Source organism: Hyphomicrobiaceae bacterium (assembly GCA_041397645.1).
Lineage (GTDB): Bacteria > Pseudomonadota > Alphaproteobacteria > Rhizobiales > Hyphomicrobiaceae > Hyphomicrobium_B.
This window is the reverse complement of sequence record JAWKWE010000004.1, coordinates 119,070-139,021: the sequence shown is the minus strand read 5'-3', so window position 1 is coordinate 139,021 and position 19,952 is coordinate 119,070. Positions and strand designations below refer to the sequence as shown.

Annotated in this window: 20 protein-coding genes; 18 read left to right on the top strand and 2 right to left on the bottom strand. The window is 60.1% G+C overall.

Annotated elements, in window-relative coordinates; all coding sequences use genetic code 11:
* The first annotated feature begins 5 nt into the window (after positions 1-5).
* The 13 genes from R3D51_00725 (at position 6) to R3D51_00665 (ending at position 14,015) form a co-directional block, all read left to right on the top strand.
* Positions 6-1,838 carry an SPOR domain-containing protein gene (locus R3D51_00725; GenBank protein ID MEZ5897993.1) on the top strand — a complete coding sequence of 611 codons (1,833 nt, stop codon included), beginning with the start codon at positions 6-8 and terminating at the stop codon, positions 1,836-1,838.
* Between the two features lie 231 nt (positions 1,839-2,069).
* Positions 2,070-3,110 carry a beta-N-acetylhexosaminidase gene (gene nagZ, locus R3D51_00720; GenBank protein ID MEZ5897992.1) on the top strand — a complete coding sequence of 347 codons (1,041 nt, stop codon included), beginning with the start codon at positions 2,070-2,072 and terminating at the stop codon, positions 3,108-3,110.
* A gap of 67 nt (positions 3,111-3,177) precedes the next feature.
* Positions 3,178-4,017 carry a ScpA family protein gene (locus tag R3D51_00715; protein ID MEZ5897991.1) on the top strand — a complete coding sequence of 280 codons (840 nt, stop codon included), beginning with the start codon at positions 3,178-3,180 and terminating at the stop codon, positions 4,015-4,017.
* Positions 4,018-4,085: 68 nt separating this feature from the next.
* Complete coding sequence (gene scpB / locus R3D51_00710; protein MEZ5897990.1) at positions 4,086-5,072, top strand: SMC-Scp complex subunit ScpB; 987 nt, start codon at positions 4,086-4,088, stop codon at positions 5,070-5,072.
* Positions 5,073-5,135: 63 nt separating this feature from the next.
* Positions 5,136-6,281, top strand: a complete 1,146-nt coding sequence (locus R3D51_00705) for an ABC transporter ATP-binding protein (protein ID MEZ5897989.1) — start codon at positions 5,136-5,138, stop codon at positions 6,279-6,281.
* A 141-nt stretch (positions 6,282-6,422) separates the two neighbouring features.
* Positions 6,423-6,629: a twin-arginine translocase TatA/TatE family subunit gene (locus R3D51_00700; protein ID MEZ5897988.1), complete on the top strand. Its 207-nt coding sequence runs from the start codon at positions 6,423-6,425 to the stop codon at positions 6,627-6,629.
* Positions 6,630-6,682: 53 nt separating this feature from the next.
* A complete protein-coding gene (gene tatB, locus R3D51_00695) occupies positions 6,683-7,252 on the top strand; it encodes a Sec-independent protein translocase protein TatB (GenBank protein ID MEZ5897987.1) in 570 nt (189 codons plus the stop codon).
* Positions 7,253-7,258: 6 nt separating this feature from the next.
* Positions 7,259-8,089, top strand: a complete 831-nt coding sequence (gene tatC / locus R3D51_00690) for a twin-arginine translocase subunit TatC (GenBank protein ID MEZ5897986.1) — start codon at positions 7,259-7,261, stop codon at positions 8,087-8,089.
* Between the two features lie 162 nt (positions 8,090-8,251).
* Complete coding sequence (gene serS, locus R3D51_00685) at positions 8,252-9,634, top strand: serine--tRNA ligase (GenBank protein MEZ5897985.1); 1,383 nt, start codon at positions 8,252-8,254, stop codon at positions 9,632-9,634.
* A gap of 45 nt (positions 9,635-9,679) precedes the next feature.
* A complete protein-coding gene (gene imm31 / locus R3D51_00680; protein ID MEZ5897984.1) occupies positions 9,680-9,928 on the top strand; it encodes an Imm31 family immunity protein in 249 nt (82 codons plus the stop codon).
* Positions 9,929-9,968: 40 nt separating this feature from the next.
* A complete protein-coding gene (gene surE / locus R3D51_00675) occupies positions 9,969-10,742 on the top strand; it encodes a 5'/3'-nucleotidase SurE (protein ID MEZ5897983.1) in 774 nt (257 codons plus the stop codon).
* Between the two features lie 257 nt (positions 10,743-10,999).
* The gene (locus R3D51_00670) at positions 11,000-12,490 is read left to right on the top strand and encodes a LysM peptidoglycan-binding domain-containing M23 family metallopeptidase (GenBank protein ID MEZ5897982.1); all 1,491 of its coding nucleotides are present in this window, start codon (positions 11,000-11,002) and stop codon (positions 12,488-12,490) included.
* Positions 12,491-12,740: 250 nt separating this feature from the next.
* Positions 12,741-14,015 (top strand): sugar MFS transporter, encoded by a 1,275-nt coding sequence (locus R3D51_00665; GenBank protein MEZ5897981.1) that lies wholly within the window; start codon positions 12,741-12,743, stop codon positions 14,013-14,015.
* Positions 14,016-14,045: 30 nt separating this feature from the next.
* Here the strand turns inward: R3D51_00665 and R3D51_00660 are convergent, their stop codons facing one another.
* Both R3D51_00660 and R3D51_00655 read right to left on the bottom strand, forming a co-directional pair.
* Positions 14,046-14,342 carry a hypothetical protein gene (locus R3D51_00660; GenBank protein ID MEZ5897980.1) on the bottom strand — a complete coding sequence of 99 codons (297 nt, stop codon included), beginning with the start codon at positions 14,340-14,342 and terminating at the stop codon, positions 14,046-14,048.
* Between the two features lie 171 nt (positions 14,343-14,513).
* Positions 14,514-15,392: an ATP-binding protein gene (locus tag R3D51_00655; protein ID MEZ5897979.1), complete on the bottom strand. Its 879-nt coding sequence runs from the start codon at positions 15,390-15,392 to the stop codon at positions 14,514-14,516.
* Between the two features lie 216 nt (positions 15,393-15,608).
* Between R3D51_00655 and yajC the strand changes: the two genes are divergently transcribed.
* The 5 genes from yajC (at position 15,609) to R3D51_00630 (ending at position 19,937) form a co-directional block, all read left to right on the top strand.
* A complete protein-coding gene (yajC, locus tag R3D51_00650) occupies positions 15,609-15,941 on the top strand; it encodes a preprotein translocase subunit YajC (protein ID MEZ5897978.1) in 333 nt (110 codons plus the stop codon).
* 122 nt (positions 15,942-16,063) lie between these two features.
* Positions 16,064-17,680, top strand: a complete 1,617-nt coding sequence (gene secD, locus R3D51_00645) for a protein translocase subunit SecD (GenBank protein MEZ5897977.1) — start codon at positions 16,064-16,066, stop codon at positions 17,678-17,680.
* 20 nt (positions 17,681-17,700) lie between these two features.
* Entirely contained in the window at positions 17,701-18,657 is a 957-nt protein-coding gene (gene secF, locus R3D51_00640; GenBank protein MEZ5897976.1) for a protein translocase subunit SecF, read from the top strand.
* A gap of 21 nt (positions 18,658-18,678) precedes the next feature.
* On the top strand, positions 18,679-19,053 hold the full coding sequence (locus R3D51_00635; GenBank protein MEZ5897975.1) for an MTH938/NDUFAF3 family protein: 375 nt from the start codon (positions 18,679-18,681) through the stop codon (positions 19,051-19,053).
* 29 nt (positions 19,054-19,082) lie between these two features.
* Positions 19,083-19,937, top strand: coding sequence for a squalene/phytoene synthase family protein (locus R3D51_00630; GenBank protein MEZ5897974.1), 855 nt, complete (start codon positions 19,083-19,085; stop codon positions 19,935-19,937).
* Positions 19,938-19,952 lie beyond the last annotated feature (15 nt).

Genomic DNA, 19,952 nt, shown 5'->3' with positions numbered 1-19,952 from the left:
GCCATATGTCTCCGGTGCACGGTAAGCAGGGTCAGCAATTCGCACGCCCTGCCGCGCCATCGCAAAATCAGAGCCAGTGGGGCCAATCTTCGCAGGGCGCCGGTGGACGCGTACCGCAAGGTGGACAACTGCCAGCTCCTCCACAGTCGCCCGGTTATCAGAACGCCGGTTATGCGCCTCAAAATTCGTCCTACGGACAGCAAGGCTACGGCCAGCCATCGGCGCACGCGCCGCAGGCAGCGAATAACGCCGCCTATCAGCAGCCTTACGGCGGTGGTTACGGCGAGCCCGACTATCCAGCTTTCAGCGCCACGCCGACGACGGGCGGCCGTGCCGCAGCGCAGTCCTACGCGCCGCAATTTGAACCGTTAGCCTCCGCAATGGCACCCCGCGCCCAGCAGCCTGCGCCTCAAGCGCAACGCGGCGTGCACAACACTCAGGTGCCAAACAGCCAGGGGTATCCTCCCCAGGGCTACGATTTTGCACCGCAGACGCAGGGGCGTGCTGCAGCGCCCCATATTGAGCCTCAGCTTTCGCAGGCCTACGGCCAGCCCGCGAATCCTGCGTGGGGCGCTCCTCAGCAGGCTGACCCGCGCAGCTTCGATCTAGGAACCTATAGCCCCTCCCATCAGCCAGCCTATGGGGGCCATGAGACGTCCTACCCGCAAGAAGCGCTTTACGCGCAAGACCCGCAGTACGCACACGAGCCCCATTTCGGTGCAGAACAGCAGTACGCGCCCCAGCAGGCGAACGAGTGGGCAGACAATGCCGGCTACGGCGCCGAGCATGGTGGCGGCTACGCGGCGGAAGGGTACGACCAAGGATACGGCCAGCCGAACGCCGATTATGCCAACCATCAGTCGGGCGCCGATTTGGGATTTGCCCAGCCCGCTGGTGGTGAACTTGACCAGAGCTATGTCGACGAGGAGGAAGACTACGAGGAGGAAGCCCCTTCTCGCGCCCGTCGTCCCATGATGATGGCAGCGGTTCTGGTCGGCGCCATCCTGTTTGGCGGCGGCATGACCTATGGCTACAAGGCGCTGTTAGGTGGCTCTTCGGCGGGTGATCCGCCCGTCATCAAGAGCGCTGCGGAGCCTTCCAAATTCAAACCGGCTGACGGTGGCGGCAAGCAGTTTGCGCACACCGATAGCAAGATTATGGGCCGCCTCGGCGATGGTTCGACAAGTGCGGCGGCAGCCGAAACATCTGGCGACATCGACGCCAATGGCACGCGAAAGGTCTCGACGCTGGTCGTCGGTCGCGATGGCAGCATTCAGGCGCCGGCACCCGAAGAGCCCGCCGCAGCTCCCTCAGCCGCCGTGAACGTTCCGGGCCTGACGATCGTCGATGGCCTCGGCACCGCGCGGCAGGCAACAGTGCCGCGCACGATCAATGCGCCGCCGCCCGCGCAGAAGCCGGTAACGGTCGCCAAGGTTGCGCCTCCGGCTCCCGAGCCTACAGGCAGCATCGAGCCGGAAGCCGCAGCGGAACCTGCTCCGAAGCCGACAGTAAAAAAGACAACGACGACCAGACCGGCTCCCACAGCCGGTTCGACCTCTGTCGCTACCACCGGCAGCGGCTTCGTCGCCGTTCTAGCTTCTGTGCCGCGTTCCAGCTCCAGCCGTATGGACGCGCTGAAGCGCTTTGCCGACATGCAGCAGAAGTACGCCAGCGTACTGTCGGGCAAGACGCCTGACGTTGCGGAAGCGAACCTTGGCGCCAAGGGCAGCTATCACCGCCTTGTCGTCGGACCTCCTGGCTCGCGTGAACAGGCAAGTGCGGTTTGTTCCCAGCTTAAGACCCAGGGTTACACCGATTGCTGGGTGACGACGTATTGATCCCGGCCTTGATGCGCTGGGCTTCGCAGGGTTGAATGCTTGGACGGCTGGCGCTATGCCGGCCGTCGCGCTGTTTGGGGAGCCGCCTTTTTGAGTTTCCGGAAAGGCTTTTCTCGCCCCACGCGCACACTAAAGGCCAACGAGGACTTGAGCCGCCTTTGCAGTTGACGGTAATTGCCCGCGCGAAAGCCGGGCTCGCACAACGCCCTTTTGGAAGGCTTTGATCACTCTATGCAAGCCGCTTTGATCGCCGGTCTCTCATCGACTTCGCTGACGGACGAAGAGCGCGCGTTTTATCGCGACGTCCGTCCGGCCGGCCTTATTCTCTTTAGTCGCAACTGCCACGACCTGGAGCAGATCAAGACGCTGATTGCGCAGACGCGCGATGCTGTCGGCGCGGAGGATTTTCTCGTCCTCATCGATCAGGAAGGTGGCAGAGTGCAACGATTGCGCGGCGCATTGGGGCGCGCGCTGCCGCCTGCCCGGCGCTATGGGGATATGTATGCCCGCGTCGGGATGCATGCCATTCATGCCGCTCGCGTGGTCGCGCGCCTCATGGCGGAGGATCTGCGCGCACTCGGCATCAACACCAACTGCACGCCCGTTCTCGACGTGCCGGTTCCTGGCGCTCACGACATCATCGGGGACAGGGCATTCGGAACCGATCCGTTTACGATCATCGCTCTGGCACATGAGGTAATTGCGGGCCACATCGCAGGCGGCGTCGTCCCCGTCATCAAACACATCCCCGGGCACGGCCGCGCGCGCTCCGACAGTCATCTTGCGCTGCCAGTCGTCGAGACGCCACATGCGCAGCTGTCTGCGAGCGATTTCGTGCCATTCCATGCTTTGCGCGATGCTCCCGCAGCCATGACGGCGCACGTCGTCTTCTCCGCAATCGACGACAGCGCGCCAGCGACGACCTCGCGTAGGGTTACGCAGGACATCATTCGCGGCGAGATCGGCTTCGATGGTCTCCTGATGAGCGACGATTTATCGATGCATGCGCTTTCCGGGCCAATGCGCACGCGTGCCGAATCTGTCATCGCAGCGGGCTGTGACGTCGCGCTTCACTGCAACGGCGATATGAGCGAGATGCGCGCCGCTGCCGAGGGTGTGCCTACGCTTTCAGGACCGGCGCAAGAGCGATTCGCACGTGCCTGCGCCATCACGCGAACGGTTCAATCCTTCGACCGAGCGGAGGCTCTGGCCATGCTGGAAGAGGTTCTCAGAGAAGGTACGCTCTCTGCGCAATCTCCTGAATCAGTGTAGTGTGCGGTAAGGTCTAGTCCTGGGATCGTCTCAGGGCACGGCGATTTGAGTACAAAGACGAGAACGGATGAACGGCGACACCGCGACATCAGGCAACGAGGAAGAGCAGGGCTGGCAGGCTCCTGGGCTTGACGACGTGCCGAGTGCCGGCGATGCGTTCATCGTCGATGTCGAGGGGTTTGAGGGGCCGCTCGACCTGTTGCTGGCACTTGCTCGCACGCAGAAAGTCGACATCTCAAAAATCGCTATTCTGCCATTGGTCGAGCAATATCTCGATTTCATCGCACAAGCGCAGTCGCTGAAGCTCGAGCTTGCGGCCGACTATCTCGTCATGGCGGCTTGGCTCGCCTATCTTAAATCTAAGCTGCTGATCCCGCGCGAGAAGGAAGACCCTCAGACCCAAAGCGCGGAAGAGATGGCGCAGCGTCTCGCCTTCCGCTTGATGCGGCTCGAAGCCATGCGAACTGCGGCCGCGCGGTTGATGACGCGAAAGCGGCTCGGTCGCGACGTGTTCGTGCGCGGTACGCCTGAGACCGTGCGAACGGTAAAGGAAACGACCTGGACCGCGGAAGTCTACGACCTTTTGAAAGCCTACGCCGAACAGCGCCGCCGCACGATAAAGGTCGTGCATGTGGTTCGGGCACGCAGGGTCTGGTCGATTAAGGATGCGCGCCAGCGTCTGGAGCGGCTGGTGGGGGCCACTACTGGCGATTGGACGCAGCTCGATCTTTTCCTTGAGCAATATCTTCCGCATGGAGAGGAAGAGCGCACCGCGCTCGCCAGTTCGTTCGGTGCTACGCTGGAAATGGCGCGCGAAGGCCTCGTTGAGCTGCGTCAGGATGAACCGTTCGCCCCGATCTACATGCGTAAACGTGGTTCAGGCGACGAATGGCAGCGGGTTGGTTAAGCCTCATCTGAGGGAGCGTTGGGTACTAGGGCGTAATTTGCGATAGGAAGCTGGGGGGCATTACGCCGATGGTTCCGCCGAGATTGACGTTGGTGTCGGATAACACGCGCGACAAGGACGAGATGAGCACGTCCGAAGATGAGATTGCGGCGGGGCAGCCCGCCGAGCGTCCTTCTGCGCTTTCCGATCCTGAGGCCGCGGTCGATCACTTGGCCGAGCGGGCCCATCGCGAGAAGATCCGTCGTTTGGAAGCGATGCTTTTTGCATCTTCCCATCCGCTCGATGTTGCGGCTCTTCAGGTTTGCGTCGAGACCGATGACGATGTCGGCGCGCTTTTGGATGAGCTGCAAAAGAGCTACGCCGACCGCGGCGTCAATCTGGTGAAGGTGGCCGGCAAGTGGCTGTTTCGCACTGCCGACGATCTCTCTTTCCTGCTAGAGCGCGAGATGTCTGAGGAGCGCAAGCTCTCAAAGGCAGCGCTCGAAACGCTGGCCATCATCGCCTATCACCAGCCAGTGACGCGCGCCGAGATCGAGGAGATTAGAGGCGTTTCGATCTCGCCCGGCACGCTTGACCTCTTGATGGAAACTGCCTGGATCCGTCCGCGTGGCCGCCGCCGTGCGCCCGGGCGTCCGATCACCTATGGCACCACAGAACTTTTCCTGACCCATTTTGGGTTGGATCAGATCAGGGATCTGCCGGGCTTGGCCGAACTGAAGGCTTCTGGCCTGCTCGACGCCAATTTGCCACCTGACTTCAAAGTGCCCGAGCCAACGGACGTCGCAGCGCTGATGCCCGACGAGCTTCCGCTTGAGGACGACGGCGATGAAGATGCGCAAGGCAACCTGGCCTTGCACGAGGAAGACGAGGACTCTATTGGCGAAGTAGAAGTTGAGGTCGAAGCTGACGCTGACGTCGAAATCGATGCACCGAGCGCAACCGAGAGGGAAGACGCGAGCACGGATTCCGCACGCGATGTCGAAGCCGACGGCGATAGCGGACATGAAGACGACGACGGTGCGTCGACGCGGCACGCCGACGACAGCGAAGACTGAGACGAGTGTAGGGGTGGAAGATCGCCCTCAACGAGTAGGCCCCTAAGATTGGCGCGTTCGGCATTGACTAGGATACGTGAAGCAAGCGGTGGACCGCCAGTCGCAGCGCGCAGCTCGGAGCCCGGGCTGAAAGCGCGGGCAGCGGCGACCTTTGCCGCGCGGATACAGCTTGAAGGTGTCACGAAAGCCTACGACGATGCCGGTGCGCTGAACGGGATCGATCTCGATATAAAGCCCGGAGAGATTGTTTGCCTGCTTGGACCGTCCGGTTGCGGCAAGACCACACTTCTCCGCGTCATTTCCGGCATCGAAAGGCCGTCGTCGGGCCGGGTGTTGATCAACGAACGCGAGGTCGCCGGTCCAAATCGCTTTGTGCCACCGGAAAACCGAGGCGTGGGCTTGATGTTCCAAGACTTCGCGCTGTTTCCTCATTTGACGGTGCTCGACAACGTGGCTTTCGGCTTGAAAGCGCTGGCGCGCGACGAAAGCCTGAAAGCGGCCCGCGCCATCCTCGATCGTGTCGGGCTTCTGGATATGGCGAACAGCTATCCCAGCGTACTCTCGGGCGGTCAGCAGCAGCGGGTGGCATTGGCGCGCGCAATTGTGCCCCGCCCAGCAGTCATGCTCATGGACGAGCCCTTTTCCGGGCTCGATGTACAACTCCGCGAGGCGATGCAGGAAGAGACGTTGGCCCTTCTCCGCGAAACGCGCGCCACATCGCTTATCGTCACCCATCATCCTGAAGAGGCAATGCGGATGGGTGACCGTATCGTCGTTCTGCGGCGCGGACGCGTCGTCCAGGCGGGCCGTGCGGAAGATCTCTACCGCGCTCCCGCCGATCTATTCGTGGCGCGGCTTTTCTCCGAAATTAACGAGTTTCCCGCTCGCGTGCGTTCAGGAAAAGTTGATACCCCGGTCGGCGTGTTTCCGGCCCCCGGCATTGCAGAAGGCGCCGATGCGGTCGTGTGTTTGCGCGAGCGGGGCCTGAATGTTACGGCGAGCGCAACCGCCGGAAGCGGGCTTCCCGGACGTATTCTTGGCGTGAAGTTCCTGGGCGACAGCACCCGCCTAGACGTTGCAGTTTCGGGCTTCGAGCGGCCGTTGAAGGTGCGTGTGGACCAAAAGGATGCCCTGGCTAAGGGGGCCGAAGTTAAGGTCGACACCGCGCCGGGCTCAGTTCTGGTTTTCGCTGCCGAGACCGATACTTGAGTACATCCAACATTGCTTCTCCTTAAGGCTGTGGCAGGCCCCTTGAACTTGCCGGGAGGGGGCACTTCTGCAATAGTGCCCTGAAATGGTGCTAGGTGGTTAAACCTCCACCAGCGGACAAATTCGAGAAGGTTTCGTTCCATGGGTCTTAGTGCACAGCATTTCCTGCTTTTGATTGTGGTCGGCTTGCTTCTGTTCGGACGCGGTAAGATTTCCGAGCTCATGGGCGACGTCGCCAAAGGCATCAAGAGCTTCAAGAAGGGCATGGCGGAGGACGAGGAGATCGCCAAGTCCGAGCCTCCCAAGACGATCGACAACGACGTCTCCACGCGCGAGAAAACCGGCTGACGCGCCGTCCAGGCTTCTCTGTGTTGAGCCCATAGCCGGGCGGACGGATACACATGCTCGAAATTGGCTGGAGTGAGCTGCTCATCCTTGCCGTGGTGACCTTGCTGTTCGTTGGTCCCAAGGAGCTGCCGGTATTTTTGCGCACCATCGGACGGTACGCAGGAATATTGCGCCGCCACGCTTCTGATTTCCGCGCTCAGTTCGACGCCGCCATGCGCGAAGCCGAACTCGATGCGATGAAGGAAGAGATGAAGAAGATGCAGGCCTCCGTGAATGCGGAGGTCATGGGCGCTGAGAATGCACTTAAGGACGCAGGCCAGGCGACAGCCCTTCAGGCAGGTGCGCAGAGCGCGTCGGCGACTGCCGCGAGTGGCCAACCGGGATCCTTCACTGCGGCGGCTGCTGCGGCGGTGTTTCCAACGCCCGCGCCGACGGGGCAGGTCTATGTGAGGCCGAAGCCGGAAGTTGCCGCCTCGTCTTCAGATACGACGGCACCGGCCGAACCGGTTAGCACCGCCACGGATGACCATGAGCAGGATAGGGCGACACCCGCGACTGCGAAATCTGATTTGCCGGATCCAGCCAGCGTCCCGATGCCCTCTCCAGCCAACCCGGAGACTTGATCAACCGTGCTCGACAAGCTCACAGGGTCTGGCGACAGCAACGACAAGAAAAACGGCCAGGACGAGATCGACGCTTCCAAAGCGCCGCTACTCGATCATCTCATCGAGCTGCGCACGCGGCTGATCTATGCGTTGCTGGCCTTCTTCGTCGCCTTCTTGCTCTGCTTCTCGGTTGCACGCCACATCTACAACGTTCTTGTGTGGCCGTATGAGTGGGCATCCGGCAGCAGCCACGTGCGGCTGATCGCGACGCATTTTCTTGAGCAGATCATGACGCATGTGAAGCTCGCGATGTTCGGTGCCGGGTTTATCTCCTTCCCGATAGTCGCGATGCAGATCTACAAGTTCGTCGCTCCGGGGCTGTACAAGAACGAGCGCAAGGCATTTCTACCGTATCTCATCGCGACGCCGATCCTGTTCGTGGTTGGCGCGATGGTCGTCTACTTCATCGCAATGCCCGTGCTCATTAAGTTCTCGCTCGGTCTTGCGAGTGCAGGCGACGGGTCGGGCCCGACCATCGAGCTGATGCCGAAGGTGTCGGAATATCTGTCGCTGATCATGACCCTCATTTTCGGCTTCGGTATCGTGTTCCAGCTTCCTGTTGTTGTGACGCTGCTGGCTCGTGCGGGCGTGGTGACGGCCGATGGGCTTGTCGGCGCGCGCCGCTACGCAATCGTCGGCATCTTCGCAATGGCGGCGCTCATGACCCCGCCCGATGCGTTGAGCATGGTCATCATGGCCCTTCCCACGGTTCTGCTGTACGAGGGATCCATTATCGCCGTGCGCTACGTAGAACGCATGATGAAGGCCAAGGAGAAAGAGGGGGAAAGCGCCTGAGGCGGTTTTTCCAGCTTTCCAGACGCCTATTTTTCCGATCTTCGCGATAGGTCGCACGGGGAGGGGCCGGAACTCGGCCTGCCCCGCTGGACCATGAGCGCGGCGCGCATTATGACGATCCCTAAAATCCGGCCAACCGCCAATTGAGAGGGATAGCGCCTCGTGTTCGACATCAAATGGATCAGAGACAACGCAGACAGCTTCGATGCCGCGCTCGCCCGCAGGGGGCTGGAGCCATTGGCTCAGGGGTTGATCCGGGATGACGAAGCTCTGCGTGCCGTGAAGACGCGCCTGCAGGAAGCCCAATCGCGGCGCAATGCAGCCTCCAAGGAGATCGGCAAAGCCAAGGGTGCAAAGGATGAAGCGCTTGCTTCCAAGCTGATGGCGGAAGTTGCCGACCTCAAGGAAGCTATCTCCAAGGGAGAAGACGAAGAACGGGTGATGCAGGCTGCGCTTGATGCAAAGCTTGCCGTTATTCCAAACATGCCGCGTGAAGATGTGCCGCTCGGCAAGGACGAGCACGACAACACGGAAGTCCGTCGCGTCGGCACGCCAAAAAAATTCGACTTTGCGCCAAAGCAGCATTTCGAGCTTGGCGAGGCGCTGGGTTTGATGGACTTCGAAGCCGCAGCACGGATCTCAGGAGCCCGCTTTGTGATCCTCAGGGGATCCCTGGCTCGATTGGAGCGTGCGATCGCATCCTTCATGCTCGATCTTCATACCGCCCCGGCAAATGGGAATCTGGGCGGATACACCGAGCACAATCCTCCGCTGCTGGTGAAAGACCAGGCTGCGTACGGCACCGGCAACCTGCCGAAGTTTGAAGGCGATCTGTTTTCGGCGTTTCGCGGGCTCGATTATGTGAAAACGTTGCAGGCCATTGCCGCCACGCAGCGCGTCGAGCCTTACATCGATCCCGAGGACGTCAAAGAGGAAAACTTCTGGCTCGTTCCGACTGCCGAGATTCCTCTCACCAACATTGTTCGCGAGCAGATCCTCGATGAGGACAAACTGCCGATGCGTATGACGGCGTGGACGCCGTGCTTTCGTTCTGAAGCAGGGGCCGCGGGACGCGATACGCGCGGCATGATTCGCCAGCATCAGTTCTCGAAGGTTGAACTCGTCACCATCACCACGCCCGAGCAGTCGCTGGAAGAGCATGAGCGCATGACGGGATGTGCCGAGGAAGTCTTGAAGCGGCTAGAGCTGCCGTTCCGTACAATGCTTCTGTGTACGGGCGACATGGGATTTGCTTCGCAGAAGACATACGACCTCGAAGTGTGGCTGCCCGGTCAGGACGCCTATCGCGAAATTTCCTCATGCTCGGTCTGTGGTGATTTCCAGGCGCGCCGTATGAATGCACGTTATCGCGTCAAAGGCGGTAAGGATGTTCGCCACGTTCATACGCTCAACGGCTCGGGTCTTGCGGTTGGGCGCACACTCATCGCCGTCATGGAGAACTATCAGCAGGCCGACGGGTCGATTGTCGTTCCTGAAGTGCTGCGCGGTTACATGGGCGGCTTGGAAAAGATCGCCAAAGCTTAGCGCGTGCCATTTGGCCGCTGGAATGAGTAGGGGATAAAAGCCCGCGTGTTAAGAACCTACGACATAGTCATAATAAGCCCGGACTTCGTCGATGAAGAGGTGGCGGGTCAACGCGGATATGTCATCGGACTGGTCGAGCAGGATCAGATCGGAGTATTTGTGTACGCCGCAGAGCGCGTCTGGTGCCTGCACCCCGATGAAGTGACGGCGACTGGCATGCGCGACGAAGAAGCTGCAGCGCAGGCAGGCAGTTGCGGCATTCGTGTCAGCGTAACTGGGGATGTGATCAACTGAGCCGGTGCCGCGCGCACGTTGAGAATTGAGAAGGACCGCGATGCGCATTCTAGTGACCAACGACGACGGCATTCACGCGAAGGGCCTGGAGGTTCTCACCACTATTGCGCGGGGCATTTCTGGCGACGTGTGGACGGTCGCTCCGGAAACCAATCAATCGGGCACAGCGCACTCGATGACGTTGCACGAGCCGCTGCGATTGCGCCAGATCGATGCGCGAACCTTCGCGACGGCAGGTACGCCCACCGATTGCGTGATCATGGCCGTGCGCCACATCATGAAGGACCAGCCGCCCGATCTCGTTCTCTCAGGTATCAATCACGGCTCCAATCTCGCCGAGGACATCACATACTCGGGGACTGTTGCGGCCGCGATGGAGGGTACGCTTCTCGGCATCCGCTCAATCGCGCTGTCGTTGATGCTGGGCTTCGAGGAAGGCGACCGCAAACCGATTTGGGATACGCCGCTCGTACACGCGCCCAAATTGATCAACGCGCTGCTCAAAGGGCCGTGGGCTCCGGGGCGGTTGATGAACGTGAATTTCCCGGGCGTTGGAGCCGATGAGATCGCCGGTGTCACCGTCACGCGCCAGGGCATTCGCGATCAGGCTTCGCTGCATATCGACAGCCGGACCGACCCGTGGGGAACGCCATATTTCTGGTTCGGTTTTGAGCGTCGCCGCTCGACGCTTATCGAGGGTTCGGACCTTGCGGCTATGGCTGAAAAAAAGATTTCGGTAACGCCCTTGAGCGTGGATATGACCGATCCATCGGCCGTTGTTGCGCTGTCTGAACATCTAAAAAACGCTGTCTGAAGGACCCTGCGTTAAGAGTTGCAGACACCGCAAAAGACAAGGTAATGCCGAATTCCGTCCCCGAATTAAGCGCATTCTGCGTCTAATAATTCGAGATGGCGAAGACGGCGGGAAGCGTAGAACTCTCAATGGTTTTACGTGTGCGGACGATTTAGCCCGAAGCACCTTGCATCCTCCTGAGCGCCTTGTGGGAAGGACAGCGCGGGATCGCATCTCCAGTCGCGTTAACTGGGCGTTAACCGAAGGAAGGTTAATGGATGATGCGAGTAGAGGTGCGTATCATGATGTATTTGTCTGGCTTCGGCTGGCGCGGTCGTTTTGGCCTCAAACCCGCGCATTGTGCCGCTTTAATTCTATCCGCGGTAGCCTCCGGCTGCAGTGCGGACGTCACGCGCTTTGACAGCGCTTCGTTCAACCTCAACGATCCCCCAGAGTCGACGTCATCTGTTGAATCGGCGAGCCCCGGTTCGACGGATTATGTCAACCCAGTCGCGCATGCGCAGCATCCGGGACCTTACGGGGCGGGCGGTCCGCAGGGGGTAGAGGCTCAAGCTTTACCCGATGCGACGCCGCCAAGCGCCTATGCGCCCCCTCCGCCAGCTTCCGTTGCGGCGGCGCCTGCAATGCCTCAGCGAACCAAGCCTCTCTATTGGCCCGGTGGCGAGCAGAGAGTTGCGATGGCGACGCCGCCTGCGTCGGTCTCGCAGCCAGAGCGCGGTTCGGCTATCGAAGTTCAATCCGGCGACACGCTTTATGGTTTGTCGCGCCGTCATCAAGTCTCGCTCGCCGAGCTGATGAGCGTGAATGGCTTGACGTCTCCTGACATCAGGCCGGGCCAGAAGCTCTATCTGCCGGCGGGCGCCAGCGTTCAGATGGCAGCAGCCGCACCGGCTGCGATTCCCGCGCCACCGGTAGCTGTTTCGTCGGATGTCGCTTCCAAGTACACTCAGAGCTACACAATGCAGCCCGGTGACTCTATCTATGCCGTGGCCCGCACCTATAAGGTGCCCTTCACGGAGTTACAGCAAGTCAATGGAATCACCAATCCGCTGAAGGTGCGCGCGGGAACAGTTCTGAGAGTTCCCCAGACGTATCCGCAGACGGCCGCGGTTCCTTTGACGAAGACTGCTGCAATTGATGCGAGCCCGCAGCCCGGTGTCATTCCGACCGCTGCGCCGGTTGCGCCTCCGCCGCCGGCTCCTTCCGCTCCGGTGAACATCTCAGAAAGCTCTGCGCAGCCGACAATCATCAACTCTTCGCAGCCTGCCGAAACCGTGGCGCCCGTACCGCCACAGCCTTCAGCCGGTGTCGCCCCCAAAGGTGACAAGGTGGCGATCGCGGTTCCGCCGGAACAGGCGGCTGCTTCCGATGGAAAGCTGCGCTGGCCTGCCGTGGGTCGCGTCATCTCCGGTTTCGGCGGACGCCCGGATGGCACGCACAACGATGGCGTCAATCTGTCGGTGCCGCTCGGGACGGACGTGCATGCTGCCGAGAGTGGCGTGATTGCCTACGCCGGGAGCGAGCTCAAGGGCTACGGCAACCTCATCCTCATTCGCCACGATAACGGATGGGTGACGGCGTATGCGCATAACGATCAGATGCTTGTCAAACGCGGCGACAAGGTCACCCGCGGACAGGTGATCGCCAAGGCTGGCAAGACGGGAACAGTTGATCAGCCGCAGGTTCACTTCGAATTGCGGCAAGGTTCAAAGCCCGTCGATCCAACGCCGTTCATGGAGCCGCTTTAGAAAATAAACCGGCACTCTCGTAAAAGAGCGCCGGACAACACGGGATACGGTTCGCCACGCGCGAAGCATAGAGGGAAGCCTTGAGGCCGGATCTGACGGGGATCCGGCCTCTTTTATTTTGCCTGCGGTCTGATTGATCGGCCTGTCATTGCGTGCAGGGCATCAAGGCGATTGCGGATCGAAGAAAAATCGGAAATCGTGCCTTGCCACGGATGGGGCAGCGAACGAGGGTTCATTGAGGGCGCGCGCGGTGAGCAATACGCAGACACGGATCGCCAAGAGCGAAACGTTGCAGTCGATGGTGACCATCGGCGTGTTGTTCTTCATCTTCGGCTTCGTCACTTGGCTCAACGGACCGCTCATCACCTTTGTCAAGCTGGCCTTCGATCTGAATGACGTGAACGCCTTTCTTGTCCCGATGGCGTTTTACCTATCTTATTTCTTTCTTGCACTCCCGGCATCCGCAGTACTGCGGAGAACCGGCATGAAGGCCGGAATGGCAATTGGGCTGTTCGTGATGGCGGCGGGGGCCTTCATCTTCGGTGAATTCACCACCCTGCGTCAGTATCCCGGCGCGCTCACCGGGCTATTCGTGATCGGTGCGGGCCTGTCGCTGCTTCAGACTGCGTCCAACCCCTACATTTCCATTGTCGGCCCGATAGAAAGCGCCGCGCAGAGAATTGCGTTCATGGGGCTTGCAAACAAGTTTGCGGGTTTCCTTGCTCCAATTGTTTTTGGTGCGTTGGTGCTGCACGGACTTGAGGACTTCGCCGCAAAGGTGAAATCGGCGCCGACGCCGCAAGCACGCGATGATCTGCTGAATGCCTTTGCGGCGCAGGTCCACGGGCCTTACATGGCCATGGCTGCGTTGCTAGCGCTTCTTGGAGTTTGGATCTTGCGATCTCGGCTGCCGGATTTGTCGCCCTCGGCGGTCAACGATGCGCCGACCACCGACAAGCGCAGCGGTAGCTTATGGTCTGCGAATCTGTGGTTAGGTGTTGTCTGCTTGTTTTTATATGTCGGCGTGGAAGTCATGGCAGGCGATGCCATCGGAGTGTACGGAGCTGGATTTGATCTTCCCCTCTCGCAGACGGCGTTGTTCACCTCCTACACGCTGTTTGCCATGATGGTGGGTTATGCAGCGGGGCTGATGCTCATTCCGCGCTTCGTCAGTCAGGAGCGTTATCTCGCCGTCTCGGCTGCAATCGGCGTTGCGCTCACCATCGGTGCGTACCTCACGCGCGGATATACCTCGGTCGGCTTTATCGCAGCTTTGGGATTTGCGAATGCCATGATGTGGCCGGCGATATTTCCGCTGGCGATCCGAGGGCTGGGACGTCACACGGAAACCGCTTCGGCGTTTCTCATTATGGCAATCGCTGGTGGAGCATTAATGCCGTTCGCGTTTGCGCACCTGAAAGCGCACATCGACTTCCAGCTTGCCTACGCTTTGCTCGCGGTGCCGAGCTACTTGTTCATATTCTACTACGGCACGCGCGATCATGGTCGCCCGAGCGCTGTCTGATATTGGCGACTCTCAACGAGAATCGAGCGGCTAGAATCCCGTGAAGATGCGATTCTTCACGCAGAAATTCTTGTGGTGGACGTAGTAGCACTTATCGCCGTCCCAATAGTCGTCGCCACCGAATGGATCGCCCTTGTAGCTGGAAAAGCCGAATCCGTAGCCCTTCGCTGGGCCGCGCCGCCAGTAACCCAAGCCCGGCTTGCCGCCATAATGAACCGGGGCGGCCTTTCCGTGCCTTTGGTAATGGTGGGCCTCGGCTGGGGCCGAAGCCACGATGGTGGCAAGTCCACAGCCGGCAAGAGCAAGCAACGCAAAACGCTTCATCATCAAAACCTCTGGCGATCGGGCATCCGGTTGGCGCGTCGGACGCGCGTGGTCAGCATAAATACCATCAACGGATGGCAAGGTCTTATCATGACGCCAACATGCTGAACGCGGCGTAAGTTCCAGCCGCATACCGAAAAGGCCCGAAAAAGGCTTAATATTGGACGGTGCAGGTCAGTCGAGGGTTTTTCCGAGCCGCCCCGCCAAATCCTGGATGAACTGCCAGGCCACACGGCCCGAGCGTGCGCCGCGGGTGGTGGACCATTCCAATGCCTCGGTCTCAAGCTGCTTGGGGTCCACCTTAAGGTGATAGTGATCGACATACGCGCGGACCATATCGAGGTAGTTGTCCTGGCTCGCGTTGTGAAAGCCCAGCCAAAGACCGAAGCGGTCCGATAACGAGACTTTCTCTTCCACGGCCTCGTAGGGGTTGATGGCTGTAGAGCGCTCGTTCTCGACCATGTCGCGCGGCATCAGGTGGCGACGGTTCGAGGTGGCGTAAAAGAGCACGTTCTGCGGCCGGCCTTCGATGCCGCCTTCCAGAACCGCTTTGAGCGATTTGTAGCTGGTGTCGTCCTTGTCGAACGAGAGATCGTCGCAAAAGACGATGAACCGATTGCGGCTCGCCTTCAGGTGCGCCAGGCAATGAGGCAGTGTGGCGATGTCTTCTCGATGAATCTCGATCAGGATGAGGCGCGGGGCGTCTTTCTTCTTTGCCAACTCTTCACCAGCCTCGGCGTGTGCCGCCTTCACGAGGCTTGACTTGCCCATGCCGCGCGCACCCCAAAGCAGGGCGTTGTTGGCTGGCAAGCCCGCCGCAAACCGCCGTGTGTTGTCGAGAAGGATGGCTGCGGTGTGGTCGATGCCCTTCAGCAGACCGAGAGGTACCCGGCTGACCCTTTCGACAGGAATGAAGCTGCCGCCCCCTTCCGCCGACCAGACAAAAGCGTCCGCCATAGAGAAATCGACGGGGGCGGGGGGCTGGGGACTGGCTCTTTCCAGCGCCGAGGCAATACGTTCTAACAAAGGTCTCAGGTCGGTCCAATCGAGCATCGGGGCGGTTCCAAGTGGTTTGAATTGCGTGTTTAATTGGACAAATCCCGCCTGCCAACGGTGTTTGCGCCCTAACTTGCCTTTTGGTTGCATTCGAGGCCGCGCCCACTATAGTCGCGCCGAATTTGCACACCCGCCCCTGGGACCCCACATGTCCCGGGCCGGATGTCGTATTGAACGGCCTCATTCTACCCAATCCCAAGGACCAGCCCGCCAATGTTAATCTCGCCAGCCTTTGCACAAGCATCTTCGAGCACCGGAGCAGACCTGAGCTTCCCCCTCATGATGCTGGTGCTTCTCGGCATCTTTTATTTCCTCGTGCTGCGCCCGCAATCGAAGCGGGCCGAGGAGCAACGCGCGAAGCTGAGCGCGGTTCGGCGCGGGGATACCGTTGTTACATCCGGCGGCATGGTCGGCAGGGTGACGAAGGTGTCCGACACCTCTGACGAGATCGAGGTTGAGCTTGCCGATAACCTCAAGGTCCGGGTCGTGAAGTCCACGCTGCTCGATGTGCGCGCCAAGGGCGAGCCCGTCAAGGAAAGCGCGTAAGTCCTCAGGAGGCGCAACGGCCTCTGATTCCACGGCATCCGGCTGCCGCTCTATTGCTCCGTTTTTGATGCTGAGCGGTGCCGGTAAATCCGCAGACTACGAACGAGATAAGAAGTCATCCAATGCTGAATTTCTCGCGCCCTAAGATCATCGCCATTCTACTGGTTTGCCTTGCGGGCATTCTGATCGCGCTGCCAAACTTCTTCACAAAGGAGCAGTTGGCGTCCTGGCCCTCGTTCATCCCGAACAAGCAGATGCCACTCGGGCTCGACCTTCAGGGCGGTGCGCATCTATTGCTCGCCATGGACCAGGATGAGATCAAGAAGGACTGGTTCAACAACCTGCGCGACAGCGTGAGAAAATCTCTGCGTGATGCGCGGATTGGTGCTTCTGCTGTCGGCGTGCAGGGCGGGCACATGGTCGTCAAGCTGGTGAAGCCGGAGGATGCGGAGACTGCACTCAAGGATCTCAAGAAGCTGGCGCAGCCGATTGGCAACGCAATTCTGGGGTCTGCTGGTATGGATCTGGAAGTGACCCAGGGTTCCGATCCCTCAACGATCCTCCTCACTCCGACGGAACAGGGCATCCGCCAGCGCATCGCCCATGCAGCGGAAGCCTCAATCGCTACGCTCAATCGGCGCGTCAACGCACTTGGCACCACGGAAGCGACCGTTGTTCGCCAGGGCCAGGATCGCATTCTGATTCAGTATCCTGGACTGCAGGACACTGGTCCTCTGAAGAAGATTCTTGGTGAGACCGCGAAGCTGACGTTCCACGAAGTGCATCCATCCCAGACTGCGGAAGACGCCAAGCTGACGGGGGTGCCTACTGGCTACAAGATCTATCCAGGCACGAAGGAAGAGGGCGGCGACTACCTGTTGCGCGAAGTACCTGTCGTGCAGGGCGAAGACCTGGCCGACGCCCAGCCGGCATTTGACAGCCGTAACGGCGAGCCGGTGATCAACTTCCGCTTCAACCAGGCTGGCGCGCGAAAGTTCGGTGCCTTCACAAAAGACAACGTCGGCCGGCCGTTTGCGATTGTGCTCGATGGTAAGGTGCTGTCGGCGCCTGTGATCCGCGAGCCGATCCTTGGTGGTACGGGGCAGATTTCGGGTAACTTCACCGTCGAGAGTTCCAACGCACTTGCCGTTCAGCTGCGCTCGGGCGCTCTGCCGACCAAGCTCACCATCGTTGAGGAACGCACGGTCGGTCCGTCGCTGGGCGCAGACTCGATCAACGCCGGTAAACGCGCCGGTCTGATCAGCGCCGTTTGCGTCATCGTGCTGACGATCCTGGCTTACGGCACCTTCGGCATCTTCGCCGTGGTTGGTCTGTTCCTGCATCTCATTTTGACGCTCGCGTTGATGACGCTGATTGGTTCAACGCTGACGTTGCCCGGCATCGCCGGTCTGGTTCTCGGCGTTGCCATGGCTGTCGACGCAAACGTGCTCATCTACGAGCGCATTCGAGAAGAGTTGCGCTCTGGCAAGCAGGCCTTCTCAGCCATCGATGCCGGCTTTACGCGAGCGTTTGTGACCATCGCGGATAGCCAGCTGACCACTCTTGCCTGCGCCGTCATCATGTTCTGGCTCGGTTCAGGTCCAATTCGCGGCTTCGCCGTGACGCTGACGCTGGGCATCGTCACCTCGATCTTTGCCTCCGTCACCGTGGTAAGGCTGCTGGTATCGCAATGGCTCAAGGCGCAACCTGATAAGCGCAAAATTGAAGTTCCGGTTTGAGGGGAGACCGCGTCGTGATCATGAAACTCATTCCGAACTTCAAGGGCCGGGACTTTTTCCCCCACGACCTGAGCCTGCCATTCATGCGCTTCAAAGCGCCTGCCCTAGCGCTTTCCATCATTGCGATGCTGTTGTCGCTGGTGCTGGTGGCAACCAAGGGATTGAACTACGGCGTCGACTTCAAGGGTGGCTCGATGATCGAGCTGCAATCGAAGTCTGGGCCCGCGGACATCTCGAAACTGCGTTCTGATCTCTCCGGCACGGTGGCGGGTACTGTGCAGATCCAGCAGTTTGGTGCCCCGGAAAACGTACTTATCCGTATCGAAGAGCAGCCCGGCGGCGACAAGGCCCAGCAGGCAGCTCTGAAGAAGGTCATCGATACCGTGGGCTCAGGTTATACGCAGCGTCGCGTTGAAGTCGTGGGGCCTGCGGTATCAAGCGAATTGCGCCAAACTGGCATGATCGCAGTGGCTGCCGGTATTCTGGCAATTGTCCTTTACGTCTGGTTCCGGTTCGAGTGGCAGTTTGCGGTCGGCGCGGTCGTGGCGTTGACGCACGACGTGCTCGTAGTGATCGGAATCTTCTCTCTGTTCCAATTCGAGTTCGATCTTTCGACGGTTGCTGCCTTGCTCACCATTTTGGGTTATTCGGTCAACGATACGGTCGTCGTGTCGGATCGAATTCGTGAGAATCTTCGAAAATTTAAGAAGATGGAATTGAACGAGCTTCTCAATCTTTCGCTGAACGAGACGCTCTCGCGCACCATTCTGACCAGTATGGCGGCCATCGTCGTTCTGTTCATGCTCTACACGTTTGGTGGTGAGGTGATCCGAAACTTCAACTTCGCGATGCTCCTGGGCGTCATTATCGGAACCTATTCGTCTATCTTCATTGCAGCGCCGCTTCTCGCCTATCTTGGCGTGAAGCGCGACTGGAGCGAGGCGCAAGCCAAGGGGAACGCGCCCGCTCGCGCCTAAGTCTGCGGGATATGTGATCGTATGAAGCTCGAGGCCCGATACCCCTACGAAGCGGCGGTGACGGCCTACGGCAACGGTGGCTTCCGTTTTGCGGATATGAGCCACCGCGGCTCAATTCTTTGCTTGCCGAGCGGTGTCTACGCCTGGGAGCCTGTTTCGGCGTCTGGGCTGACGCTCAATCATTTTGAGCGCGTGCTGTCCGAGATGAAGCCGCATTCGGTGCTGTTACTTGGTACGGGGAAGGTGCAACTCTTTCCCGATGCAGAGCTGACGCAGGCTTTCGCGCAGGCCGGTATCGGTCTGGAACCGATGTCGACGGGTGCAGCGGCGCGGACTTACAACATACTCCTTGCCGAAAAGCGTGCGATTGGGGCGGCGTTGATCGCTGTCGATTGAGAAGTTGAGCGATAGGCGGGGAGGTTCCGGTGGCGGGAGAGGCGGCGGTCAGCGGGACGCAATCGGGCGAAGTCGTCCGCGAAAGCGCCCGCACACTTGAGCCAGACCGCTATCTTGCGTCCTTGCTGGCCCCCAAGACGGCGCGCAGCGATTTGATGGCGCTTGCAGCTTTCACAGCAGAGATCAACAAGATCCCTCTCGTCGTGTCCGACCCTCATCTAGCCGAAATACGTCTGCAATGGTGGCGTGATGCTGTGCTTGCACCGCAGCCATCGGCAACGGGCAATCCGGTGGCGGATGCCTTTGCGCAGGTGCTTGCGCAGCAAGCCGACGACATGCGCGCGTTGACCGACGATTGGTTCGATGCTGTCGCCTACACATTCTATCCGTCTGGTCCTGAGACTGAGAGCGATCTATTCACCGAATTAGAACTTCGGGAAGGCACCCCCTTTCTACTCGCGGCGCGCATATGCGGCGCAGAGCCATCAAGCGCGTTACAGCAGATCACAGCCTGTGCAGGTCGGGCCTACGGTCTGGCACGGCTTGGTGTCTCGATGGCGCATGACTTCGCGCGCGGCCGGTTTCCGTTGCCGCAGGTATCCGAGTCTGGGTTAGGCGAGGGAGCGGGCCCGGATTCACTGGTTCAATCGGCAGCCAAGGGCCTTATCGCCAGCCGCGCACGCGCGGCGCTGGAGCAGCTTCGGGCGCCGTTTCAGCATGGCTCTCCTGCGCCACGCGCGGCCATTTTACCGCTTGCCCTTGTGGAGCCCTATTTACGCGCTTGTGAAAGGCAAGAGCATGATTTGACGCGCGATATTGCAGAGATAGCGCCGCTGGTACGGGTCTGGCGCATTTGGCGCGCCCACAGGACGGGACGTCTGTAAGGAAAACAGAGCAGG